This window comes from Methylorubrum salsuginis, from assembly GCF_900114375.1.
Lineage (GTDB): Bacteria > Pseudomonadota > Alphaproteobacteria > Rhizobiales > Beijerinckiaceae > Methylobacterium > Methylobacterium salsuginis.
In genome coordinates this window covers 83,783-106,732 of record NZ_FOSV01000006.1, presented here as the reverse complement: position 1 = coordinate 106,732, position 22,950 = coordinate 83,783, and the positions used below count along the sequence as shown (strand labels likewise).

The window sequence follows — 22,950 nt, the reverse complement described above, 5'->3', positions numbered from 1 at the left end:
TCCATGTCCACACTCGCCGCGACACCCGTATCCCCACCGGTAAACCCACCCGTGAACCGCTGGCTCCAGCTCGTCCTGGGCATCGTCTGCATGTGCATGATCGCCAACATGCAGTACGGCTGGACGTTCTTCGTCAACCCGATCCAGGAGCGCCACGGCTGGGACCGCGCCGCGATCCAGGTCGCCTTCACGATCTTCGTCGTCACCGAGACCTGGCTGGTGCCGATCGAGGGCTGGTTCGTCGATAAGTACGGCCCGCGGATCGTCACCCTGGTCGGGGGTCTGCTCTGCGGCGTCGCCTGGGTGATCAACGCCTACGCCGACTCGCTGTTCATGCTCTATGTCGGCGCCGCCATCGGCGGCACGGGCGCGGGGGCGGTCTACGGCACCTGCGTCGGTAACTCGCTCAAGTGGTTCCCGGACCGCCGCGGTCTGGCCGCAGGCCTCACCGCCATGGGCTTCGGCGCGGGTTCGGCCCTGACGGTCGTGCCGATCCAGGCCGTGATCCACCATTACAGCTACGAGCACGCCTTCTTCTGGTTCGGCCTCGGCCAGGGCCTCGTCGTGATGGCGGTGGCGCTCCTCCTGTCCGCCCCGAAGAAGGGCGACGTGCCCACCATCGCCCGCGTCAGCCAGAGCAAGCGCGACTACGCGCCCTCCGAGATGGTCCGCACCCCGATCTTCTGGGTGATGTACGCGATGTTCGTGATGATGGCCGCGGGCGGCCTGATGGCGACGGCGCAGCTCGGCCCCATCGCCAAGGACTTCCACATCGCCGACACCCCGGTGAGCCTGCTCGGCATCACCCTGCCGGCGCTGACGTTCGCCGCCACTATCGACCGGGTGCTCAACGGCGTCACGCGTCCGCTGTTCGGCTGGATCTCCGACCATATCGGCCGCGAGAACACGATGTTCCTCTCCTTCGGCATCGAGGGCGTCGGCATCTACATGCTGAGCCAGTTCGGCCAGGACCCGTTCATGTTCGTGATCCTGACCGGCCTCGTGTTCTTCGCCTGGGGTGAGATCTACTCGCTGTTCCCGGCGACCTGCGGCGACACTTTCGGCTCGAAATACGCCGCCACCAACGCGGGCCTGCTCTACACCGCCAAGGGCACCGCGGCCCTGATCGTGCCCTATACCAGCATCCTCACCACGATGACCGGCTCCTGGCACGCGGTGTTCCTGGCGGCCGCCGCCCTCAACATCATCGCGGCGTTCATGGCGATCTTCGTGCTCAAGCCGATGCGCCAGGGCTACACCAAGGCCCCCGCTGCGGGCGAGGCCGAGGTGAAGACCGCGACCGCCCACTGACGCGAAACGGCCGGAGCCCGTTCGGGCCCCGGCCGTTGGAAGGATTTCGAAGCGCGCCGGGCGACAGCCGTCCGGCGCGCTTCCTCGTTTCAGGCGGCCCGCACGGTGGCGAGGAAGCGGTGCACCTCCTCCGTCAGATGCTCGGACTGGCGCGACAGCTCGGAGGCGGAGGTCAGCACCTGGCTCGCGGCGGCCCCGGTCGTCTCGGAGGCGCTCGCCACGCCCGCGATGGTGCCGGTGACGGCGCTGGTCCCGACCGAGGCCTGGGCGACGTTGCGCACGATCTCCTGCGTCGCCGCGCCCTGCTCCTCGACCGCCGCCGCGATGGAGGTGGCCATCGCGTCGATCTCGCGGATGCGGGCGGTGATCGAGCCGATCGCCCCGACGGTCTGGTCGGTGACGCCCTGCACCTCGCCGATCTGGCGGGCGATCTCGTCGGTGGCCCGCGCGGTCTGGTTGGCGAGCTCCTTCACCTCGCTGGCCACGACCGCGAAGCCGCGGCCGGCTTCCCCCGCGCGGGCCGCCTCGATGGTGGCGTTGAGCGCGAGCAGGTTGGTCTGCGAGGCGATGTTGGAGATCATGCCGACCATGTCGCCGATCCGCGCCGAGGTCTGGTTGAGGGCCTGGACGAATTGCGAGGTCTTGTCGGCCTCGGTCACCGCCATCCGGGCGAGGCTGGCCGAGCCCGAGGCCTGGCGGCCGATCTCGAGGATCGAGGCGCCGAGTTCCTCGGCCGCGGCCGCGACCGTGCCGACATTCACCGCCGCCTCCTCGGCCGCCGCCGCGACGCTGGTCGATTGCGCGGCGGTCTGGCTCGCGGTCGAGGACATGGACTGGGCCGTCATCTGAAGCTCGGTGGCCGAGGACGAGACCGAGCCGACGATGCCGCCGACGGCCGACTCGAAGGTGTCGGCGAGTTCGATCATGGCCTTCTGCCGGGCCGCCGCCGCGGCGGTGTCGGCAATCTGCCGGCGCTCGGCCTCCTCGGCGGCCTTCTGCGCGACCATGGCCTTGATGCTCTCGACCGCGCGGCCCAGCGCCCCGATCTCGTCCGCGCGCCGCCGCTCGACGATCTCGGCTTCGGTGTCGCCCGCCGCCATCCGCTCCAGCACGGCCACCAGCCGGGTGAGCGGACGCTGGATGTTGACCATCAGCAGGATCGCCGCGGTCAGAAGGCTCACCAGCATCGCGGCGCCCGCCAGGAGCCCGATGCGGGTCGCCGACGCGATCCGCTCGGAGGCCGCCTGCATCGCCTCCTCGGTGAAGCGGTTGGCGTTAGCGACGGATTCGCCGATCGTCTTCTCGGACCGCGCGGTCAGGGCCGCGATCGCCTGGCGTCCGGCCTCCGCCGCCGCCGCATCGGCCGTCCGCCCGTAGAGTTCGGCGCGGCCCTTCTGTGCGAAATCCTTCACCGCGGCGGCGAGGTCGCGCAGGTTCTGCCCGCTCTCCTTGAGCACATCGGGCTTGAGGGCGAGGGCGATCGGCCGCTCCAGGCCCTTCGAGGCCTTCGCCGCCTCGTCGAGGGCGCGCGCCACCACCGCATCGGCGTCCGCGGCTTTCCGCGCCGCCTCGACGCCGTCATAGGCGAGCTGGATGCGGCTCACCGCGAGCTGCGCCTGCGAGATGCCGCGCAGGATCGTCGCCTCGCGCGCCACCGCTTCGTTTGCCGCGGCGATCTCGGTGTTGCTGCTCCATTGGTTGTAGATCGCGCCGGCCGCGAACAGGGCGGTGACGGCGGAGGACAGGGCGAGTTTGCGCCCGATGCTCAGCGTAATCATGTGCAGACCCGAGACCGAATATTCTGAAAGTGGCGGATGTCCCTTTCGCTACGTTCGGCTTTTTAACAAATGGTATCCGCTTCCTTGCGCCGAACGGCGCTTATTTTGACAAAGGCGCGGAACCAACTGGGCTTGCAATCAACGGGCGAGCGCCCCGCCGACACGCCCAATTGCAGGAAATGTTATCAACCGATAGTTGTGATCGTGCCAGTCGATGGAGCGGACGCGTTTCAGGGACGTGTGTCGCCGCGGACACGGCCGATCGTGGGCTGCGCTCTCACCGCGTCCCGCAACGGGGCCGGCGGCCCCGTCGTGAATCGGATGGCCGCCCAGTTCGGACCGGCGCGGATCGTCCCGCCCCACGCCGCCGGGGCTCCGTGAGACCGGCGGAGCCTCTTCCGCGCGGCCGGTCGGCACGATAGCACGTGCCACGCGCTTTTTTATTCCTGGTATATTGTATGCAATGCGCCATTGTGCATGATGCCGCCCCGAGGGGCACCGGACACCAGAAAAGGAATACCGGGATGGAACGCCAGACGGCACCCGAGGCAGCGCAGGACGCCTCTTCCGCCAAGTGGTGGCAGCTCGCCTTCGGCGTGCTCTGCATGGCGATGATCGCCAACCTGCAATACGGCTGGACGCTGTTCGTCGATCCGATCGACCAGACCCACCATTGGGGTCGCGCCGCCATCCAGCTGGCCTTCACGATCTTCGTGGCCACCGAAACCTGGCTGGTGCCGGTCGAGACGTGGTTCGTCGATCGCTACGGCCCGAAGGTCGTGGTCTTCTTCGGCGGCGGGATGATCGCCCTGTCCTGGGTGCTCAACGCCCACGCCGACTCGCTCTTCCTGCTCTACACCGCGGCCGTCATCGGCGGCATCGGCGCGGGCTCGGTCTACGGCACCTGCGTCGGCAACGCGCTGAAGTGGTTCCCGGACCGCCGGGGACTGGCCGCCGGCGCCACCGCCGCGGGCTTCGGCGCGGGCGCCGCCATCACCGTCGTGCCGATCGCCAAGATGATCGCCTCGCACGGCTACGAGCAGGCCTTCCTCACCTTCGGCATCGGCCAGGGCCTCGTCGTGATCGCCCTGTCGTTCCTGCTGCGCAAGCCCAAGGTCGCCGTACCGGTGAAGCGCAAGAGCCTGCGCCTGCCCCAGACCAAGGTCGATCGCACCCCGAAACAGGCGGTACGCACCCCGGTCTTTTGGGTGATGTATGCGATGTTCGTGATGGTGGCCTCCGGCGGCCTGATGACGGCGGCGCAGATCGGCCCGATCGCCCACGACTTCAAGGTGGCCGACGTTCCGGTCAGCCTGTTCGGCCTGCAGATGGCCGCGCTGACGATGGCGATCTCCCTCGACCGCATCCTCGATGGCTTCGGCCGGCCGTTCTTCGGCTGGGTGTCGGACAATATCGGCCGCGAGAACACGATGTTCATCGCCTTCACGGTCGCGGCGACCGCCTGCCTCGTGATGTACGGCTATGGCCGTAACCCCTATGTCTTCGTCTTCGCGACCGCCGCCTATTTCGCGGTGTTCGGCGAGATCTACTCGCTGTTCCCGGCGACCTGCGGCGACACGTTCGGCTCGAAATATGCGGCGAGCAATGCCGGCCTGCTCTACACGGCGAAGGGCACCGCCGCCTTCCTCGTGCCGATGGCGAGCCTGCTCTCGGCCGCTTACGGCTGGCCGGCGGTGTTCGCGCTGATCATCGCGCTCAACATCACGGCGGCCGCGCTCGCGGTGTTCGTGCTCAAGCCGCTGCGCCGCCGCTACCTCGCCTCCGAGGCCGAGACGACCGAGACCGCTGACGCGAGCGCCGTGCGCCTCGCCTGATCCCGGCACGCCGCCTCACATCTCCGGACACTTGAAACGCGCGGCCCCCAAAGCCGCGCGTTTCGTTTGACCGGCTATTTGGTATTTGGTATACCAAGCCTGTCGCGACAAGACTCGCATGCCGGAACGCACGGCGCGGCGCCCACGGGCACCGTCGATTCAGAGAATGCGGAGCGCCTCCCGGAGGGCCCGCACAGCGCAAAAATCAGCGACGAAGAATTCAAGCAAAAGGGAGAACGCCGCATGACCGTCCAGGCCCAAAACATCGACGCGATCACCGCGGGCGCCATGCCCCACGAGGAAGCGGAGCTGACCGACGGCTTCCACCTCGTCATCGACGCGCTCAAGCTCAACGGCATCGAGACGATCTACAACGTCCCCGGCATCCCGATCACCGATCTCGGCCGGCTGGCCCAGGCCGAGGGCCTGCGCGTCATCTCCTTCCGCCACGAGCAGAACGCCGGCAACGCCGCCGCCATCGCAGGCTTCCTCACCAAGAAGCCGGGCGTCTGCCTCACGGTCTCGGCCCCGGGCTTCCTCAACGGCCTGACCGCGCTCGCCAACGCCACCACCAACTGCTTCCCGATGATCCTGATCTCGGGCTCGTCCGAGCGCGAGATCGTCGATCTCCAGCAGGGCGACTACGAGGAGATGGATCAGCTCGCCATCGCCAAGCCGCTGTGCAAGGCCGCCTTCCGCGTGCTGCACGCCGAGGATATCGGGATCGGTGTCGCCCGCGCGATCCGCGCCGCCGTCTCCGGCCGTCCCGGCGGCGTCTATCTCGATCTGCCGGCCAAGCTGTTCTCGCAGGTGATCGACGGGGCGCTGGGCGCCCGCTCGCTCGTCAAGGTGATCGACCCGGCTCCGGCCCAGCTCCCGGCCCCGTCGGCGGTCGCCCGCGCCCTCGACCTGCTCAAGACCGCCGAGCGTCCGCTGATCGTGCTCGGCAAGGGCGCCGCCTACGCCCAGGCCGACGACGCGGTCCGCGCGCTGGTGGAAGAGTCCGGCATCCCCTACGTGCCGATGAGCATGGCCAAGGGCCTGCTGCCCGACACCCACCCGCTCTCGGCCGGTGCCGCCCGCTCGACCGCGCTGAAGGATTCCGACGTCGTCCTGCTGGTGGGCGCCCGCCTCAACTGGCTGCTCTCCCACGGCAAGGGCAAGACCTGGGGTGAGCCCGGCTCCAAGCGCTTCATCCAGATCGACATCGAGCCGCGCGAGATGGACTCGAACGTCGAGATCGCCGCCCCGCTCGTCGGCGACATCGGCTCCTGCGTCGAGGCGCTGCTCGCCGGCATCCGCAAGGACTGGAAGGGCGCCCCTCAAGCTTGGCTCGAGACCATCCGCTCCAAGCGCGAGGCCAACATCGCCAAGATGGCCCCGAAGCTGATGAAGAACTCCTCGCCGATGTGCTTCCACTCGGCGCTGGGCGCGCTCCGCACGGTCATCAAGGAGCGGCCGGACGCGATCCTCGTCAACGAGGGCGCCAACACGCTCGACCTCGCCCGCGGCATCATCGACATGTACCAGCCGCGCAAGCGCCTGGACGTCGGCACCTGGGGCGTGATGGGCATCGGCATGGGCTTCGCCGTCGCGGCCGCCGTCGAGACCGGCAAGCCGGTTCTGGCGGTCGAGGGCGACTCGGCCTTCGGCTTCTCCGGCATGGAGGTGGAGACCATCTGCCGCTACGACCTGCCGGTCTGCATCGTCATCTTCAACAACAACGGCATCTACCGCGGCACCGACACCGATCCGACCGGCCGCGATCCGGGCACCACGGTGTTCGTGAAGGACTCGCGCTACGACAAGATGATGGAGGCCTTCGGCGGCGTCGGCGTCAACGTCACCACGCCGGACGAGCTGAAGCGGGCGGTCGATGCCGCCATGGATTCGGGCAAGCCGACCCTCATCAACGCGGTGATCGATCCGCAGGCCGGCAGCGAGAGCGGCAACATCGGCAGCCTCAACCCGCAGAGCACGCTGAAGAAGAAGAGCGCCTGAGGTTTTTGGGCTTCCGCTTCTGAGTGAACCGGACCGCGGTGCCGAGAGGCGCCGCGGTCTTCTTCGTTTCACGGCTCGGTCGCGCGATCGCCGATGCATTCTCCTCCCCGCAAGCGGGAGGGGACACGCGCGGCCGGCCTCATCGCGAAAAGCACCCATGGCTTCCTCCGCGACCGATCCGACCCTCCCCCTCGACCCGCGGCTCGCCGGGCGGCTGTCGTTCCTGCCGCGGCTGCCGACGAAACCGGCCCTGCCGCCGGGGCGCCACGCCCTCGGGCTGTTCGAGAGCCGCGACGCGATGCTCTGCGTGCCCGATCACGTCGATCCGCGCCTGCCGACGCCGCTCGTGGTGCTGTTCCACGGCGGTGGGGGCAGTGCCGAAAAGATCCTGCCGATGCTGGAGGGGCACGCCAAGGCCCGCGGCTTCCTGCTGCTGGCGCCGCAATCGCTGCACCCGACCTGGGACCTCGTCATCGCGGGCAACGGGCCGGACCGCGAGCGGCTCGACCGGGCGCTGGCCGAGGTCGCCGACCGCTTCCTGATCGACCCGAGCCATCTCGCCTTCGCGGGGCATTCGGACGGGGGCAGCTATGCTCTCTCGCTCGGGCTCACCAACGGCGACCGAGTCAGCCACCTGATCGTGTCGTCGGCGGGTTTCCTATCCGTCCACGTCCAGGCGGGCGCCCCGAAAATCTTCCTGTCGCACGGGACGCGGGACGAGCAGATCGGCATCGACCGCAGCGCCCGCCACCATGCCCGGCTGCTGCAGGGCGCGGGCTACGACCTGACCTATGTCGAGTATGACGGCCCGCACGCCTACGATCCGTCGGTGGTGGCGCAGGCGGTCGACTTTTTCTTGAGCGACTTCTTCGCCTGATCCGGCCTCAGCGCACGCTCTCGCACCAGCGCGCCCACATCGCGGCCAGGGCCTCGCCGACCTCGCGGGCGTGGCGTGCCTCGTCCCGATGCGGGCTCGCCCGCAGCCGCTCGCGCAAGCTGCCGCGCCAGTCCGCGAGGGCGGCCGGATCGGCGGCGAGGCGCACGGCGCGGGCGACGTAGCCGTCGATGTCGTCGGCGACCCACTCCGAGAGCCCGGCCCCGTCGAGCACGGCGGCGCCCATCCGGCCGAGCGTCCGCTTCCCCCGCAGCGCCACCAGCGGCACGCCCATATGCAGCGTGTCGTAGCTCGTGGTGCCGCCGTTGAACGGGAACGGATCGAGGGCGATGTCGGTCCGGGCATAGGCCGCGAACCGGTCGCTCAGGCTGTAGGGCGTCAGGTCGAGCCGGGCGGGGGCGATGCCGGCGGCCCGGAAGCGTTCCTCGAAATCCGCCCGCGTCTGCGGATCGTCGACATCCGGGACCACGGCCAGCAGGCGCGCGCCCGGCACCTCCTTGAGGATGCGCGCCCAGGCCGCGAGCGTGGCCGCGCTCAGCTTCTCCGGCCGATTCAGGCAACCGAAGGTGACGTGGCCGGTCGCGCGGCAGGGGGGCGGCGCGGGCTCCGGCGCGGTCGGATCGGGGGCGTAGCAATAGGCGGTGCCGGGCAGGCGCCAGAGTCGCTCCGGGTGGAACGGATCGGCGGGTGCGTCCTCCGGGTCGTAGCCCGAATCGGTCAGCCGGTAATCGATCGCCGACAGGCCCGTGGTGACGGGCAGGCCGATCCAGGTCGCCTGGACCGGGGCGGGCCGGCGCGCGAACACCCCAAGCCGGTGCCCGGCGCTGTGGCCGGAGAGATCGAGCAGCACGTCGATGCCGTCCGCCTCGATCAGGCGGGCTGCATGCGCGTCGTCGAGCCCGCCGATGTCGCGCCAGCCCGCGGTCCAGGCCTTCAGGCGCTCGGTCGTCGCGTCCGCCGCGCCGTTGGCATAGGCGAAGACCGCGAGCCGGGTCTGGTCGTGATGGCGCAGGAACGGCGCGACGAAACGGGCAACCGGATGGTCGCACAGGTCGCCCGAGACGAGGCCGATCCTGAGCGGCCGATCGGGGGTGGGGTCGTTGGGATGAGGCGTCGTCCGCCGCAGCGGGTCGGCGTGGCGGCGGCCATACGCCACGGCGTGCCGCCCGGCATCCGACGGGGCCGCGTAGAGGGCGGTGTGGACGAGGTTGCTGTGGGCGACGGCGTCGGCCGGATCGGCGGCGAGCGCCTCTTCCAGCAGGGCGAGGGCTTCGGCCGGGCGCCCGAGCCGCAGCAGCAGGACGCTGCGGTTGTTGCACGCATGGGGCAGTCCGGTCAGCCGCGAAGCCGCCGCATTGGCCCGGAGCGCCGCCCCGTAATGGCCGCGGGCGACGTTGAGGTCGGCGAGCGCGGAATGGGCCGGGCCGTGCCCCGGATCGAGGGCGACGACGCGCTCGAACAGGGCCAGCGCCTCGGCCTTGCGCCCGGCCCGGAGATGGGCGTCGGCGAGATCGGCGACGTAGCCGGGATTGTCGCCGTCGAGCCGCGCGGCGAGGTCGAACAGGATCAGGGCCCGCTCGTGAAGCTGCCGCTGGCGCGCGATCACGCCGGCCCCGTGGACCGCGACGGCGTTCGCGTCGTCCAGGGCGATCACGAGGTCGAAGCGCTGCTCGGCCGCATCGAGGCGGCCCCGTCCCATCAGGATGCCGGCCTCGGCCAGAAGACCCGCCGCGATCGGCGCGGTCAGGCTGCGGAGCGTGGCGGCCTCGAAGCCCCAGGACTGGAACCGCTGCAGCAGCGTGCGCGCCTCGGCGAGCCGGTCGGCCGTGATGAGGGTGGTGATCAGCCCGGCCCAGTGGGCCGCCTGATCGGGGGCGGCGCGCAGGGCCTCGACGAGGTGGGGGATCGCTTGGGCCGGCCCGCCGCGCTGGCCCACCGCCACGCCGAGGCCGAAGCGGGCCGCGGCGTTGTCGGGCCCGGCTGCGAGGGCTTGGGAAAAGTCGCGCTCGGCCTGTCTGAAACGACCGGCCTCGAGATGGGCGTGCCCTGAGCCGAGCAGCTTCTCCACCGGCGCCGCTGCCCCGGACCGACCCTTGCGCGCCATGTTGCCCCCACCCGAGACCGGAGCGACTCTCGGGGCATCACGGTTAACCGATGGTTACGCCCGGGTCAGGCGAGCCCGGCGGCGAGATCCGGCGACACCTCGTCGTCGGCGCGGGGGCGTGGGGCGCCCGCGCGCGTGGGCTCCGCGGAGGTCCTGGTGGCGGCTTGGTTCACCAAGGTCTCGATCAGGTCGGACTGGGCGACGACGCCGCACAGGCGGTCTTCCGGGCCGACCACCGGCAGGTGGTGGTGGCCGCCGCGGGCCATCCGCACCGCGACTTCGGCGAGCGTCATCTCCGGACGCAGGCAGACCACCTCGGTCGTCATCACGTCGGCGGCGCAGCCATGCGGGGCGCGGCCGCGGCCGAGCGTCAATTGCCAGCGCCGGGCGAGGCCGAGGCGGGGGCCGCGGCGGTCCCACTCGGCCTTGTCCATCAGGTCGGTCTGGGTCAGCACGCCGAGCACCCGCGCGTTCTCGTCGGTGACGGGCAGCATCTTGATGTGGTGGCGCCGCAGCAGCGCCAGGGCCTCGCTCAGCGGCGCCTCGGGGGCGATGGCGACGACGTCGCGGGTCAGGATCGAGGCGCAGGTCTCCGGGCCGGAGCGGCGCACCAGGGCGCTGAGCTGGGCCCGCCGCAGCAGCGCCTCCAGATCGCCCCGGCCGATATCGAGCACCTGATCGAAATCCTTCAACGCGGCGTCGATGTCGCCCGAGGTCAGGCCCATGCCGGAGGAGGGGGCCGGTGCCGCGGGCGCCGCCGCCGGCGCGTGCGGATAGGAGCGGCCGGTGAGGTTGTTGAAGGCGAGGGCCACGCCGAGGATCAGCAGGGTGTTGATGCCCACCGGCCACAGCACGAAGCCGTAGCCGAGATCGTGGATCGCTGGCCCGCCGAGGACGGCGGTGAGCGCCACCGCGCCGCTCGGCGGATGCAGGCAGCGGAACGCCATCATCAGGCCGATGGCGAGCCCGCCCGCGATCCCGGCGGCGATGAGCGGATCGGGGAGAAGCGACCCGATCGTCACGCCGACGAGCGCCGCGATCAGGTTTCCGCCGACGATCGACCAGGGCTGCGCCAGCGGGCTCGACGGCACCGCGAAGAGCAGCACCGCGGAGGCGCCCATCGGGGCGATCAGCGCCGGCAGCGCGGCGCCGTTGCCGATGGCCGCGCGGGCGACGAGACCGGTGACGAGGAGCCCGGCGAGCGCTCCGCAGGCGGCGCGCACGCGCTCGCGGAGGCTGACGGGGGCCTGCTGCGGCAGGAGGCGGCGCAGCAGAGGATGGGTCAAGGATGCAGTCACCGGCGGGCACCGTTGGCGAAGGCGCGGACGGGGATGGGCGTCGGGTCAGCGATGTCGCGAAACGAGCCCGGAAACAAGAAAGGCCGGACCGTAGGGCGGCCCGGCCAAGTCACACGGAGGAGAAAAACAGCCCGGACTCCGAAAAGAGTCCGGTCAGGCACTCCCGGGGCGGCTCGCCCGACCCGGGAGGATTCTTTCGAAAGATCTAGGGATGAGACCTGAGAAAGGTCTTAGACCAAGCGGCACGGAACAGGACCGATGGTTCTGTTCCGTGCATCCGGCGGACGCCCGCCGCCCCGCCGTCGCGGGGGCAATCGGCGATGATTCAGGATCATCGCCGATTGGTCTTAGACCGCGCGGGCCTCGTGCATCGCGGCGATCTGCTCCGGCGAGTAGCCGAGACCGGCCAGCACTTCGTCGGTGTGCTCACCGAGGAGCGGCGAGGCCTTGATGTCGACCTTCATGTCCGAGAACTTGATCGGCGAGCCGACGGTCAGGTACGAGCCGAGCTTCGGATGCGGGACCTCGACGATGGTGCCGCTGGCGCGCAGCGACGGATCGGCGGCGATCTCCTTCATCGACAGCACCGGCGAGCACGGGATGTCGAACTTGCGCAGGATGTCGACGGCCTCGAACTTGGTCTTGTCGGCCAGCCAATCCTCGATGAAGGCGAAGATCTCGAAGATCTTGTCCTGGCGGGCGCGGGCGGTGTTGTAGGCCGGATCGTCGATCCACTCGGGCTTGCCGAGCGCCTTGCAGATCGGGGCCCAGGCATGGCCCTGGATCGTGAAGTAGATGTAGGCGTTCGGGTCCGACTGCCAGCCCTTGCACTTCAGCACCCAGCCCGGCTGGCCGCCGCCGCCCGCGTTGCCGCCGCGCGGCACCACGTCCGAGAACTCGCCGTGCGGGTACTGGGGATACTCCTCGAGGTAGCCGATGGCGTCGAGGCGCTGCTGGTCGCGCAGCTTCACGCGGCAGAGGTTGATCACCGAATCCTGCATCGACACGGCGACCTTCTGGCCCTTGCCGGTCTTGTTCTTGGCGTGCAGCGCCGTGAGGATGCCGATGGCGAGATGCATGCCGGTGTTGGAGTCACCGAGCGCGGCGGCCGACACGGTGGGGGGGCCGTCCCAGAAGCCGGTGGTCGAGGCGGCGCCGCCCGCGCATTGCGCGACGTTCTCGTAGACCTTCAGGTCCTCGTAGTGGTGGCCGTCGGAGAAGCCCTTCACCGAGGCGAGGATCATGCCGGGGTTGAGCGACTGGATGTGGGCCCAGGTGAAGCCCATGCGGTCCAGCGCGCCGGGGCCGAAATTCTCGACCATCACGTCGGATTCGCGGATCAGCTTCTCGAGCACTTCCTTGCCCTGGGGCGTCTTGGTGTCGAGCGTCAGGGAGCGCTTGTTGGAGTTCAGCATCGTGAAGTAGAGCGCGTCCGCGTCTTCCACGTGGCGCAGCTGGTTACGGGTCACGTCGCCGGCGCCGGGGCGCTCGACCTTGATCACGTCCGCGCCGAACCACGCGAGCAGCTGGGTGCAGGCGGGGCCCGCCTGGACGTGGGTGAAATCGATGATCCGGATGCCCTCGAGCGGCTGGGACATGCTGGTGTTCTCCCTATGTCGACTTCGTTGAAGATGAAGTGAAGTCTTGAAACGAAAGGTCGTGTTCTTGTTCTGACGTGTCGCCCGCCTGAGATCTCAGGCGAGCACGAGGGTGCCGAGCGCGTCCTCCAGCTCCGCCATCCGGCGGCGCAGGCGGCGTTCCTCTTCGAAGCGCTCGGTCTCGTCGCGGATGACCGCGGCGATTCCGCTGACCTCCCCGTCGGCCCCGTGCAGGAGCGAGACGGTGAAGGCGATGGACAGGCTGTGCCCGTCCTTGTGCAGGGCCGGCACCTTGAGCAGCGTGGTCCCGTAGCGGGTCTGCCCGGTGCGCATCGTCTTGGCGTAGCCGTCCCAGTGGCGCCGCCGATGGCGCTCCGGGGTGATGAGATCGAGGGTCTCACCCATCGCCTCGGCTTCGCTGAAACCGAAGATCCGCTCGGCGGCCGGATTCCACGTGACGATCCGGCCGTCCGGGTCGGAGATCACCACCGCATCGCCCAGGGCTTCGATCAGCCCCGAGACGTCGACGGCCTGTGACGGGGATGTCGCCGCGGCCATGGCCTCGCGCTCCTTGCCTGTCAGGGTCTGCCCGGAGGAGGCGGGCCCCTCCGTTGGCGTCTCGTTGGCATCTGGTATACCAAATACGGAAAGCGGGTCAAGTTCGGCCTGGCGTCCGGCAACAAGGGCGCCGCCGCCGGGTTGAGACCGCGAGGGAACGAGGAGCGGCGATGTCGGCACGACCCAGCATCAGCATCCGGCAGGTCGAGCGGTTCGCCTTCCGGGTCGAGTTCGGCCCCGCCTTCGAGAGCCTGCTGACCGACGAGCCGGTGCCGATCGGCGACGGGGTCGGGCCGTCCCCGGAGCAGGTGCTGATTGCGGCGGTGAGCAACTGCCTGTGCGCCAGCCTCGTCTTCGCGCTCGGCAAATTCCATCAGGAGGGCGGCGGCGTGAGCGCGCAGGCGAGCGGGCGGCTTGCCCGCAACGCGGAGGGACGCCTGCGCCTGGAGGGGATCGACGTCGCCATCGCGCTCGGCGCCGAGGCGGCGTCGATGGACCGGATCGACCGGGTGCTGGAGCAGTTCGAGCGGTTCTGCACCGTCTCCGAGAGCGTGAAGGCCGGCATCCCGGTCTCGGTCTCGGTTCAGGACGGGCAGGGCACGCGCCTGAAATAACCGCCGGTCTGAGCGGTTTCGGAGGGAGGAAAAAGCGATGAGCGAGACGGCCAGGGAACCGGGCGACCTCGCCCGGCTGTTCCACGCGCGGGCCAATGCCGGCGATGTCGAGGGGCTGGTGGCGCTCTACGAGCCGCAGGCCGTGCTGGCGGCGGGCGAGGTGGTGGCCACCGGCCACGACGCGATCCGCCGCTTCTACACGGACCTTCTGGCCCGCAAGTCCGACTTCCCCGAACCCGAAACCCTGCCGGCGATCACGAACGGCGATCTCGGCCTCACCTTCGCCCGGCTGCCGAACGGATCGTTCTCGGTCGAGGCGGCCCGCCGCCAGCCCGACGGGCGCTGGCTCTGGGCGATCGACCAGCTCAAGATCAAGCCGGCCAAGAAGGACTGAGCGTTCCCGCTGCGCCCCGGTCGTGCTAGGGAAGGGGCGTGATGCGTGCTCACCGCCCCTTCCGGCATGTGCTCGCCGTGATCCTGCAGGTCGCGGCCCTGCTCGCGCTGACGATCGCCGCCCCGGCGCATGCCCGTGCGCACGGGCTCGCGGAGCACGTCCAAGGGTCTGTCCATCACACGCATGCCCATCACGCGCACGCCCATGCTGCCCCCGTCACCGAGGCCGCCGACGCCTCCGTGCCGGCGGGCGACCCTCATTCCGGCCAGTGCTGTGGGCTGCATTGCCCGTTCCACATTCCCTTCGTCGGCGTCGCCGACGTGACCGTGGCGCTCCGCTGGAACGCTGAAGCCGCCTTCCGCCGTCCCCGCGACGCGTCCTTCGCCAGCGTCGTCTCCGAAGCGCTCCCCGAACCCCCCCGATCCTTCGCCTGAGGCCGGCGCGCCCCTGGCGCGCGCCCGACGCGGCGGCCTGAACCCAAGCCGCTGCGCGCGTCCCTGCTCGCGAAGGATCGATTCCCCATGCCCCTTTCACGCGTTCCGGCCCTGCGCGCGGCCGTGCTGGCGCTCGCCCTCTGGGCCGCACCGGCCGCGGCCCACGAGGGCCACGATCACGGCTCCGAACCGCCCGCCGCCGCCGTCAGCGCCCCCCGCGGCGCGTCGAGCAGCGAGACGCTCGAACTCGTGGCGGTCGCCCGCAACGGGCGCCTCAGCCTCTATCTCGACCGGGCCGGCACCAACGAGCCGGTCACCGACGCCGCGATCACCGCCGAGACGCCCGAGGGCACGGCGCAGGCGGAGGCGATACCGGACGGCAGCTACGGCCTGCCCGCCCATTGGAGCACCCATGCCGGCGAATACGAGGTGCTGTTCACGGTGACGAAAGACGGCACCACCGACCTCTTCCCGGTCTCCCTCACGATCTCCGAACCGCCCCCGCCCCCCGCTTCCGACGATGCCTGGACCAAAAGCCTCGCCGTCGCCCACGATTTCCGCCGCCACATCGAGGAGGCCGACCCGCTGCCCTTCGCGGTCGGCGGCGCGGGGTTTCTGCTGGGCGTCGTCGTCACCCTGCTGATGCGCGGGCGCCGCCGGGCGCCGATCGCGGCCCTCTTCGTGCTCGTGTTGGCGCTTGCCTTCGCGCCGAAGGCCTTCGCCCATGAGGGCCACGAGGACGGCACGCCGCTCGCCGCCCCCAGCGGCCAGGACCTGGCCCGCCGTCTGCCGGACGGGGCGATCTTCGTGCCCAAGCCCACGCAGCGGGTGCTGGCCTTGCGCACCGTGGTCACCGCCTCCGACAGGCTGAGCCGCACCGTCGAGCTGCCGGGGCGGATCATCCCCGATCCGAATGCCAGCGGCGTGGTCCAGTCCTCCGTCGGCGGCCGGCTGGCGCCACCGGAATCTGGCCGCTTCCCGCGGCTCGGCACGCGGGTGAAGAAGGGCGAGGTGCTCGCCACCGTCACGCCCCCGGTCCAGGCGGTGGACGTGTCCGACATGCGCCAGCGCCAGGGCGAGCTCGACCAGCAGATCGCCATCATCGAGCGCCGGGTCGAGCGCTACCGCAAGCTCGCGCCGGGCGGCGCGGTCTCCCAGGTTCAGCTCGACGACGCGCTCGCCGAGCTCAAAGGTCTGACCGACCGCCGCGCCGCCCTCGACGCCATCCGCCAGCACCCGGAGGCCCTGACCGCGCCGGTCGACGGCGTCATCGCCGAGGCGAGCGCGGTGGCCGGCCAGATGGCGAGCCCCGGCGTGCAGGTGTTTCAGATCGTCGAGCCGAGCCGGCTCTGGGTCGAGGCGCTGAGCTTCGAGGCGCTCGCCACCGGCCAGGACGCCACCGCGCGGCTCGCCGACGGCCGGACCTTGCGCCTCACCTTCATGGGCGCGGGGCTCGCCGATCGCAGCCAGGCGGTGCCGATGCATTTTTCCATTGAGGGCGCTCCGCCGGAACTGCGCACCGGCCAGTTCGTCACCGTGCTGGCGGCTCTGGACGCGCAACAGACCGGGCTGGCGCTGCCGCGCACCAGCGTGGTCCGTGGCGGCAACGGTCAAAGCCTCGTCTACGAGCACACCGCGCCGGAGCGGTTCGAGCCCCGCGAGGTCCGGGTCGAGCCCCTCGATGCCGGCCGCGTGCTGGTGGTGTCGGGGGTCGGCCAGGGCAAGCGCATCGTCACCCAGGGCGCCGAACTCCTCAATCAGGTCCGCTGAGGAGCGCCGCCCATGTTCACGCTCCTCGTCTCGCAGTCGCTCCGCAACCGCGTCCTCGTACTCGCGCTCGCGGCCGTCCTCGTCGTCTACGGCGCCTTCACGGTCACCCGGCTGCCCGTCGATGTCTTCCCCGACCTCAACCGCCCGACCGTGACGATCATGACCGAGGCCGAGGGCCTCGCGCCCCAGGAGGTCGAGCAGATCGTCACCTATCCCCTCGAGACGCAGATGAACGGCCTGCCCGGCGTGTCGCGGGTCCGCTCGGTCTCGGGCGTCGGCCTCTCCGTTGTCTATGTCGAGTTCGATTGGGGCACCGACATCTACCGCAACCGCCAGCAGGTCGCCGAGCGTCTCGCCATGGTGCGCCCGCAACTGCCCCAGGACGTCACGCCGATGATGGGGCCGATCTCCTCGATCATGGGGCAGATCGTGATGGCGGCGGTGAGCGGCGGCTCGGTCTCGCCGATGCAGCTGCGGGAACTCGCCGACTTCACCATCCGGCCCCGTCTGCTCTCGATTCCCGGCGTCGCCCAGGTGATCCCCATGGGCGGCGAGGTGCGCCAGTTCCGCGTCGCGCCCCAGCCGACGGCGCTCCGGGCGCTCGGCGTCACCTACGCCCAGCTCGAGGCGGCGCTCGCGCAGTTCGGCACCAACACCGGCGGCGGCTTCACCGACCAGTATGCCCGCGAATACCTGATCCGGAACCTCGGCCGGACCATGAACCTCGACGACCTGCGCAACATGGTCGTCGCGACCGTGGCCGGCCGGCCGATCTCCCTGCGGCAGGTGGCGGAGGTGTCCTTCGCGCCGAAAGTGAAGCGGGGGGACGCCGGCTATATGGGCGCGCCCGCGGTCCTGATCTCGGTGGAGAAGCAGCCCGGCGTCGATACGGTGCGCCTCACCCGCGAGGTCGAGGCGGCGCTGTCCGACATCACCGCGAGCCTCAACGCCTGCGACGGCGGCAAGGCCTCACCGGTCGCCACCGGGACCGAGGCGGCGGGCGAAGCCTGCGCCTTCAAGGGCGTGCGCGCCGACCGGCTGATCTTTCGCCAAGCCAACTTCATCGAGACCTCGATCGGCAATGTCGAGACGGTGTTGATGGAGGCCGTCGTCGTCGTCGCCGTGGTTCTGTTCGCCTTCCTCCTGAACGTGCGCACCACCGCGATCTCGCTGGCCGCGATTCCCGTCTCGATCCTGGCCACCGCCATCGTGTTTCATCTCGCCGGGCTGTCGATCAACACGATGACGCTCGGGGGGCTCGCCATCGCCATCGGCGAACTCGTCGACGACGCCGTGGTGGACGTGGAGAACATCTTTCGCCGGCTCGGCGAGAACCGGCGGGCGGGCTCTCCGAAGAGCGTCTTCACGGTGGTGGTCGAGGCCTCGAACGAGGTGCGCTCGGGCATCGTCTACGCCACCATGGTGATCGTGCTGGTGTTCGTGCCGCTGTTTGCCCTGTCGGGCATCGAGGGGCGGCTGTTCGCGCCCTTGGGCCAAGCCTACATCGTCTCGATCCTGGCGAGCCTGCTCGTTTCGATCACGCTCACGCCGGTGCTGGCCTACTACCTCCTGCCCGGCCTCAAGCGCCTGGAGGAGCATGAGAGCGGCCTGATCCGCGCCCTCAAGCGCCTCAACGCCGCCGTGCTGCGGGGGCTCATCGGCCACGCCCGCCCGGTGATGGTTCTCGCCGCCCTCGCGGTGGCTCTGGCCGGAATCGCCGCAACCTTCCTGCCGCGGGCCTTCCTGCCGCCGTTCAACGAGGGCTCGTTCACCGTCACCATGGCGTTCAACCCCGGCATCTCGCTGGCCGAGAGCGACCGGATCGGCGGCGTCGCCGAGCGCCTGCTCCTCGAAATGGCGGACGTGAAGTCGATCGGCCGCCGCACCGGCCGGGCCGAACTCGACGAGCACGCGGAAGGCGTCCACTCCTCGGACCTCGAAATCGACCTGAAGCCGGGGGCGCGCCCGAAGCCCGCACTGATTGCCGACATCCGCGACCGGCTCGCGGTGCTGCCGGTCTCGGTCAATGTCGGCCAGCCGATCTCGCACCGGCTGGAACACATGCTCTCGGGCGTGCGCGCCGAGATCGCTTTGAAAATCTTCGGCGACGACCTCGATACCCTGCGCAGCCTCGCCGAGGATTTGCGGCGGCGCCTGGAAAAAATTCCCGGACTTGCCGACCTTCAGGTCGAGAAGCAGGTGCTGATCCCGCAGCTCGAAATCCGCGTGGACTATGCCCGCGCCGCCCTCTACGGCGTCCAGCCCGCCGCGCTCATCGAACAGTTGAGCCGGCTCTCGAACGGGCAGACCGTCTCGCGCGTGGTCGACGGCACCCGCCGCTTCGACGTGGTGATGCGCCTGCCCGATACGATGCGGACCACCCAGCGCCTCGGCGACCTCCTGGTCGAGACCCCCTCCGGCTGGGTGCCGGCGCGCCAGATCGCCGACATCCGCGAGACCGACGGGCCCAACCAGATCCTTCGCGAGAATGCGCGCCGCCGCATCGTCGTCCAGGCCAACACGGTCGGCGGCGCCGACATGGGGGTGATCGTTAGCGCAATCCAAAAAGAAATCGCCGCGACCGCGCTCCCCAACGGCTACGGGACCCGCCTGGAAGGCGCGTTCCAGGCACAGGAGGAGGCGAGCCGGACCATCGGCCTGCTCTCGCTGCTGTCGCTCGGGCTCGTCTTCGCCCTGCTCTACAGCCGCTACCGCTCGGTGGCGTTCACGCTGATCATCTTGGGGAGCATCCCGCTGGCCCTGATCGGCTCGGTGGCCGCACTCTGGATCGCAGGACAGCCGCTCTCGGTCGCCTCGATGATCGGCTTCATCACGCTCACCGGCATCGCGACGCGCAACGGCATCCTCAAGGTCAGCCACATCCTCAATCTGGCGATCCACGAGGGACTGCCCTTCGGGCCGGATCTCGTGATCCGCGGCAGCCTGGAGCGGCTCGCCCCCGTGCTGATGACGGCACTCGCGGCCGGCGTAGCCCTGGTGCCGCTGCTCGTCGGCGCCGACGCGCCGGGCAAGGAGATTCTGCATCCCGTGGCGGTGACGATCTTCGGCGGCCTGATCAGCGCGACGCTGCTCGACACGGTGCTGACGCCCCTCCTGTTCCTCAGCTTCGGCCGCGCCCCGCTGGAGCGGCTGCGCGAACAGGCGCGGCGCCCGGTCTCCGACCATCCCGAGGGCGCCCCGGCCGGGGCGTTCTGAACGCTTTCACCGCCTTGAAGGAAAGGACATCCACATGCGTTTCCCCGTCACCGCGCTCACCCTCGCTCTCACGCTCTCAAGCCCGGCCTTCGCCGCCGGCCCGAATGGCGGTCAGGTCGTCATGGCCGAGGATCATCCGGTCGAACTCGTCGTCACCGACACGGACCTGACCTTCTTCGTCAGCGAGGAGGCCGGTCAGCCGATCGCCACGGCGGGCCTGACCGGCAAGGCCTATATCCAGGCCGGCGGCAAGACCGAGACCGTGGCGCTGAAGGGCGCCGCCCCGAACCGGTTCGTCGGCGCGCTCAAGGCGCCGCTGCCGCCCGGCGCCAAGATCGTGCTCTCGGCGCGTGTGCATGGGCATGGACTGCAAGCCCGGTTCGAGCGGTAGAGCATCGGCCCGAAAGGTGGGAACCGGCTTTCGGAAAAAAGCCGATGCGGCACAAGAATGGAGAAGATCGTCCTGGATCCGATATTCAGAACGCTCAGGCCCGCTCCAGCCGGGCGGGCAGCAGCCGCACCTTGAGGCGGGGGGCGAAGGGCAGGCCCGCCAGGAGCCGGTCGCGGCGCACCACGTCGCCGGCCCGCGGGCGGCTCGCCCCCACGACGCCCTCGCCCCGGGCGGCCAGCCGAGCCGGCAGGCCGGCATGGGGACGCCGCATCCGGCCGAGCGCCATGTCGGGCCGGGCGGTGCCGACGAAGCGGTCGAGGCTGCGGATCCAGCCCTCGGACGGGATATCCCCCGGCTCCAGGCAGAGCAGCCATTCCCGCCGGGCGACCTTGGCGCCCGCGATCCACGGATGGGTGCCGGGTGGGCGCACCACGAGGGTTGCCCCGCTGCCCTCGGCGATGGTCTCCAACGCCTCGTTCGCCGCCGCGGTCACGATCACGGCATCGCCCACGAGCCCCGCCGCCACGCCCGCGACGAGGGCGCTCAGCGTGTCGGCGAGGCTCTCGATCGCCGTGTCGGCGGGGCGAGCCACGTGGATCAGGCCGGAAATCATCGGCGGGCCAGGAATCCTGCTTCGAGCGAGAGAAGGTTGCGCGCGGTCTGGAGCATCGTCCCGAAAGGGGGAACCGGCTTTCTGAAAAAGCCGATGCGGCAGAGTGATGTAGAGGATCGTCCCGGATCCGACATCCAGGACGACCCTCTAAGCCAAGCCGGGCCGGGACGCGACAGGCGCGCATTTCTGGGAATGCACGAATCTTGTGCAGCCGCCCTGCGATTGTTCATGATATGTTCTTCGCCCTTATGGCGAAGGATCGGAAGCGATGGGGGAAGCGGCGGGCCGGCTCGCGGGCAACCGCGTGGCGGCGGAAGGCCGCCGCGGGCGCGGGGCGACGGCCAACCCGGACGGGCGCTTCGAGGCGACGCGGCGCGAAGCCTTCGACGACGGCTGGCATCTGGACGAGGTCGCGCGCCGCCGCACCGAGGTGACGGTGGAGCGCGCCCGCACCCTCATCACCCGCAACTCATCGCCCGACATCTCGTTCGACCGCTCGATCAACCCCTATCGCGGCTGCGAGCACGGCTGCATCTACTGCTTCGCCCGGCCCAACCACGCCTATGCCGGGCTCTCGCCGGGGCTCGATTTCGAGACCAAGCTGTTCGCCAAGGCCGAGGCCGGGGCTTTGCTGGAACGGGAATTGTCGGCGCCGGGCTACCGGCCGCGCACCATCGCGCTCGGCACCGCCACCGACCCCTATCAGCCGATCGAGCGCGAGCATCGCCTCACCCGCGCGGTGCTGGAGGTGCTGGCCCGCTTCCGCCATCCGGTCGGCCTCGTCACCAAGTCGAACCTGATCCTGCGCGACCGCGATCTTTTGGCGGAGATGGCGGCGCAGAAACTCGTGAAGGTCGCGATCTCGGTGACCACGCTCGATCCGGTGCTGGCCCGGCGGATGGAGCCGCGGGCGCCGCATCCGCTCAAGCGCATCGAAGCCATCGAGGGGCTGGCCTCTGTGGGCGTGCCGGTGATGGCGATCGTCGCGCCGATCATCCCCTCGCTCAACGACCACGAGATCGAGGCGATCCTGGAACGCGTGCGGGCGGCGGGCGCCCGCGAGGCGAACTACGTGCTGCTGCGCCTGCCGCACGAACTCGACGACCTCGTCGGCGACTGGTTCGCGGAGCATTATCCGGGGCGGCGCGCGCACGTCTTCTCGCTGCTGCGCGGCGCGCGCGGCGGCAAGGCCTACGACGCCGCCTTCGGCACCCGGATGATCGGCCAGGGCCCCTATGCCGATCTGATCCGCCGCCGCTTCACGCTCGCCAAGCGCCGGCTGGGATTTGACGAGGAACCCCTGCGGCAGACGACGGAGCTTTTTTGCCCGCCGCCGCGGGTGGGGGAGCAACTGGCGTTGTTTTGAGTCCACGGCCTCTCCACCGGAGCCGGATCGAGCGTTCTCCTCCCCCTTGTGGGGAGGAGGTGGGGGTGGTGCCGGATGAGGCTCAGCGATCCATCCTGAACCACCCCCACCCCGAACCCCTCCCCACAAGGGGGAGGGGACCCGCGCTCTACTCGGCTGTGACGGCGGCGCCATCCCCGAACCGCCCAGTAAAGCTCACCCGGTGATGCGGGCTGCGCCCCGACTTCGACAGGCCGGCGAGGTGGGCCGCGGTGCCGTAGCCGGCGTTGCGCTCCCAGGCGTAGGCGGGGTGGCGCAGGGCCAGCTTGCGCATCAACTCATCGCGAAAAGTCTTGGCGACGATGGAGGCGGCGGCGATCTGCGGCACGAGGCGGTCGCCGCCGATCACGGCCCGGCAGGGCTGGTCGAGGCCGGGGATCGCATCGCGCCCATCGACCAGCACCGGGCCGTCCGCGCCCAAGCGCTGCACCGCCCGGCGCATGGCGTCGAGGGTGGCGGCGCGCACGTTGATCCGGTCGATCAGTTCGCGCGAGCCCCCGGCCAGGGCCACGCGGGCCTGCGCCCGGATGAGCGGCGTCAGCGCCTCACGGGCGGCGCGGTCGAGGCGCTTGCTGTCGTCGAGGCGGGCGAGGAGGTCGGGCGGAAACGCGAGCGGATCGAACCAGACGGCCGCCACCATCACGGGCCCGCACAGGGCGCCCCGCCCGACCTCGTCGCAGCCGATCACGGCCGGGTAGGTCGCGGCGAGCGCGGGATCGAAGGGACGCATGGGCG

The 22,950-nt window shown here is 70.2% G+C and carries 18 protein-coding genes; 11 read left to right on the top strand and 7 right to left on the bottom strand.

Annotated elements, in window-relative coordinates; translation table 11 throughout:
* Nucleotides 1-3: 3 nt before the first annotated feature.
* Entirely contained in the window at nucleotides 4-1,311 is a 1,308-nt protein-coding gene (gene oxlT / locus BM140_RS09735; protein ID WP_091944780.1) for an oxalate/formate MFS antiporter, read from the top strand.
* Between the two features lie 89 nt (nucleotides 1,312-1,400).
* On the opposite strand, the gene BM140_RS09730 is transcribed toward oxlT (BM140_RS09735), so the two are convergent.
* A complete protein-coding gene (locus BM140_RS09730) occupies nucleotides 1,401-3,089 on the bottom strand; it encodes a methyl-accepting chemotaxis protein (RefSeq protein WP_091944778.1) in 1,689 nt (562 codons plus the stop codon).
* Nucleotides 3,090-3,613: 524 nt separating this feature from the next.
* On the opposite strand from BM140_RS09730, the gene oxlT (BM140_RS09725) reads away from it, so the two are divergent.
* The 3 genes from oxlT (BM140_RS09725) (at nucleotide 3,614) to BM140_RS09715 (ending at nucleotide 7,802) form a co-directional block, all read left to right on the top strand.
* The gene (oxlT, locus tag BM140_RS09725; protein ID WP_091944776.1) at nucleotides 3,614-4,924 is read left to right on the top strand and encodes an oxalate/formate MFS antiporter; all 1,311 of its coding nucleotides are present in this window, start codon (nucleotides 3,614-3,616) and stop codon (nucleotides 4,922-4,924) included.
* A gap of 243 nt (nucleotides 4,925-5,167) precedes the next feature.
* Entirely contained in the window at nucleotides 5,168-6,925 is a 1,758-nt protein-coding gene (gene oxc / locus BM140_RS09720; RefSeq protein WP_091944773.1) for an oxalyl-CoA decarboxylase, read from the top strand.
* Nucleotides 6,926-7,082: 157 nt separating this feature from the next.
* Nucleotides 7,083-7,802: an alpha/beta hydrolase gene (locus tag BM140_RS09715; RefSeq protein ID WP_091944770.1), complete on the top strand. Its 720-nt coding sequence runs from the start codon at nucleotides 7,083-7,085 to the stop codon at nucleotides 7,800-7,802.
* A gap of 7 nt (nucleotides 7,803-7,809) precedes the next feature.
* Here the strand turns inward: BM140_RS09715 and BM140_RS09710 are convergent, their stop codons facing one another.
* The 4 genes from BM140_RS09710 to BM140_RS09695 all read right to left on the bottom strand — a co-directional run bounded on the left by BM140_RS09710 (nucleotide 7,810) and on the right by BM140_RS09695 (nucleotide 13,378).
* The gene (locus tag BM140_RS09710) at nucleotides 7,810-9,924 is read right to left on the bottom strand and encodes an O-linked N-acetylglucosamine transferase, SPINDLY family protein (RefSeq protein ID WP_091944767.1); all 2,115 of its coding nucleotides are present in this window, start codon (nucleotides 9,922-9,924) and stop codon (nucleotides 7,810-7,812) included.
* A gap of 65 nt (nucleotides 9,925-9,989) precedes the next feature.
* A complete protein-coding gene (locus BM140_RS09705) occupies nucleotides 9,990-11,210 on the bottom strand; it encodes an HPP family protein (protein ID WP_244535369.1) in 1,221 nt (406 codons plus the stop codon).
* A gap of 359 nt (nucleotides 11,211-11,569) precedes the next feature.
* A complete protein-coding gene (gene frc / locus BM140_RS09700; RefSeq protein ID WP_091944764.1) occupies nucleotides 11,570-12,820 on the bottom strand; it encodes a formyl-CoA transferase in 1,251 nt (416 codons plus the stop codon).
* 96 nt (nucleotides 12,821-12,916) lie between these two features.
* Nucleotides 12,917-13,378, bottom strand: a complete 462-nt coding sequence (locus BM140_RS09695; protein WP_091944761.1) for a PAS domain-containing protein — start codon at nucleotides 13,376-13,378, stop codon at nucleotides 12,917-12,919.
* A gap of 170 nt (nucleotides 13,379-13,548) precedes the next feature.
* Between BM140_RS09695 and BM140_RS09690 the strand changes: the two genes are divergently transcribed.
* The 6 genes from BM140_RS09690 to BM140_RS09665 all read left to right on the top strand — a co-directional run bounded on the left by BM140_RS09690 (nucleotide 13,549) and on the right by BM140_RS09665 (nucleotide 20,197).
* Nucleotides 13,549-13,992: an OsmC family protein gene (locus BM140_RS09690; RefSeq protein WP_091944758.1), complete on the top strand. Its 444-nt coding sequence runs from the start codon at nucleotides 13,549-13,551 to the stop codon at nucleotides 13,990-13,992.
* A 37-nt stretch (nucleotides 13,993-14,029) separates the two neighbouring features.
* Complete coding sequence (locus BM140_RS09685; protein WP_091944753.1) at nucleotides 14,030-14,386, top strand: YybH family protein; 357 nt, start codon at nucleotides 14,030-14,032, stop codon at nucleotides 14,384-14,386.
* 41 nt (nucleotides 14,387-14,427) lie between these two features.
* Nucleotides 14,428-14,820, top strand: coding sequence for a hypothetical protein (locus tag BM140_RS09680; protein WP_091944750.1), 393 nt, complete (start codon nucleotides 14,428-14,430; stop codon nucleotides 14,818-14,820).
* 87 nt (nucleotides 14,821-14,907) lie between these two features.
* Entirely contained in the window at nucleotides 14,908-16,590 is a 1,683-nt protein-coding gene (locus tag BM140_RS09675) for an efflux RND transporter periplasmic adaptor subunit (protein WP_091944747.1), read from the top strand.
* A 12-nt stretch (nucleotides 16,591-16,602) separates the two neighbouring features.
* Nucleotides 16,603-19,806 (top strand): efflux RND transporter permease subunit, encoded by a 3,204-nt coding sequence (locus BM140_RS09670; protein ID WP_091944743.1) that lies wholly within the window; start codon nucleotides 16,603-16,605, stop codon nucleotides 19,804-19,806.
* Nucleotides 19,807-19,840: 34 nt separating this feature from the next.
* Nucleotides 19,841-20,197, top strand: coding sequence for a hypothetical protein (locus BM140_RS09665; protein WP_091944740.1), 357 nt, complete (start codon nucleotides 19,841-19,843; stop codon nucleotides 20,195-20,197).
* A 94-nt stretch (nucleotides 20,198-20,291) separates the two neighbouring features.
* Here the strand turns inward: BM140_RS09665 and BM140_RS09660 are convergent, their stop codons facing one another.
* A complete protein-coding gene (locus BM140_RS09660; protein WP_091944738.1) occupies nucleotides 20,292-20,810 on the bottom strand; it encodes a hypothetical protein in 519 nt (172 codons plus the stop codon).
* 268 nt (nucleotides 20,811-21,078) lie between these two features.
* On the opposite strand from BM140_RS09660, the gene BM140_RS09655 reads away from it, so the two are divergent.
* Complete coding sequence (locus BM140_RS09655; protein ID WP_091944735.1) at nucleotides 21,079-22,176, top strand: PA0069 family radical SAM protein; 1,098 nt, start codon at nucleotides 21,079-21,081, stop codon at nucleotides 22,174-22,176.
* Between the two features lie 148 nt (nucleotides 22,177-22,324).
* On the opposite strand, the gene BM140_RS09650 is transcribed toward BM140_RS09655, so the two are convergent.
* Nucleotides 22,325-22,945, bottom strand: coding sequence for a ribonuclease HII (locus BM140_RS09650; protein WP_091944732.1), 621 nt, complete (start codon nucleotides 22,943-22,945; stop codon nucleotides 22,325-22,327).
* Between the last annotated feature and the right edge of the window lie 5 nt (nucleotides 22,946-22,950).

What these genes read in the sequence shown, in the direction of transcription:
- BM140_RS09655 (WP_091944735.1), top strand. Translation starts at nt 21,079, where the DNA reads ATGGGGGAAGCGGCGGGCCGGCTCGCGGGCAACCGCGTGGCGGCGGAA.
- BM140_RS09685 (WP_091944753.1), top strand. Translation starts at nt 14,030, where the DNA reads ATGAGCGAGACGGCCAGGGAACCGGGCGACCTCGCCCGGCTGTTCCAC.
- BM140_RS09660 (WP_091944738.1), bottom strand. Translation starts at nt 20,810, where the DNA reads ATGATTTCCGGCCTGATCCACGTGGCTCGCCCCGCCGACACGGCGATC.
- BM140_RS09710 (WP_091944767.1), bottom strand. Translation starts at nt 9,924, where the DNA reads ATGGCGCGCAAGGGTCGGTCCGGGGCAGCGGCGCCGGTGGAGAAGCTG.
- BM140_RS09665 (WP_091944740.1), top strand. Translation starts at nt 19,841, where the DNA reads ATGCGTTTCCCCGTCACCGCGCTCACCCTCGCTCTCACGCTCTCAAGC.
- BM140_RS09690 (WP_091944758.1), top strand. Translation starts at nt 13,549, where the DNA reads ATGTCGGCACGACCCAGCATCAGCATCCGGCAGGTCGAGCGGTTCGCC.
- BM140_RS09730 (WP_091944778.1), bottom strand. Translation starts at nt 3,089, where the DNA reads ATGATTACGCTGAGCATCGGGCGCAAACTCGCCCTGTCCTCCGCCGTC.
- BM140_RS09680 (WP_091944750.1), top strand. Translation starts at nt 14,428, where the DNA reads ATGCGTGCTCACCGCCCCTTCCGGCATGTGCTCGCCGTGATCCTGCAG.
- oxlT (WP_091944776.1), top strand. Translation starts at nt 3,614, where the DNA reads ATGGAACGCCAGACGGCACCCGAGGCAGCGCAGGACGCCTCTTCCGCC.
- BM140_RS09650 (WP_091944732.1), bottom strand. Translation starts at nt 22,945, where the DNA reads ATGCGTCCCTTCGATCCCGCGCTCGCCGCGACCTACCCGGCCGTGATC.
- BM140_RS09695 (WP_091944761.1), bottom strand. Translation starts at nt 13,378, where the DNA reads ATGGCCGCGGCGACATCCCCGTCACAGGCCGTCGACGTCTCGGGGCTG.
- oxlT (WP_091944780.1), top strand. Translation starts at nt 4, where the DNA reads ATGTCCACACTCGCCGCGACACCCGTATCCCCACCGGTAAACCCACCC.
- BM140_RS09670 (WP_091944743.1), top strand. Translation starts at nt 16,603, where the DNA reads ATGTTCACGCTCCTCGTCTCGCAGTCGCTCCGCAACCGCGTCCTCGTA.
- oxc (WP_091944773.1), top strand. Translation starts at nt 5,168, where the DNA reads ATGACCGTCCAGGCCCAAAACATCGACGCGATCACCGCGGGCGCCATG.
- BM140_RS09675 (WP_091944747.1), top strand. Translation starts at nt 14,908, where the DNA reads ATGCCCCTTTCACGCGTTCCGGCCCTGCGCGCGGCCGTGCTGGCGCTC.
- BM140_RS09715 (WP_091944770.1), top strand. Translation starts at nt 7,083, where the DNA reads ATGGCTTCCTCCGCGACCGATCCGACCCTCCCCCTCGACCCGCGGCTC.
- frc (WP_091944764.1), bottom strand. Translation starts at nt 12,820, where the DNA reads ATGTCCCAGCCGCTCGAGGGCATCCGGATCATCGATTTCACCCACGTC.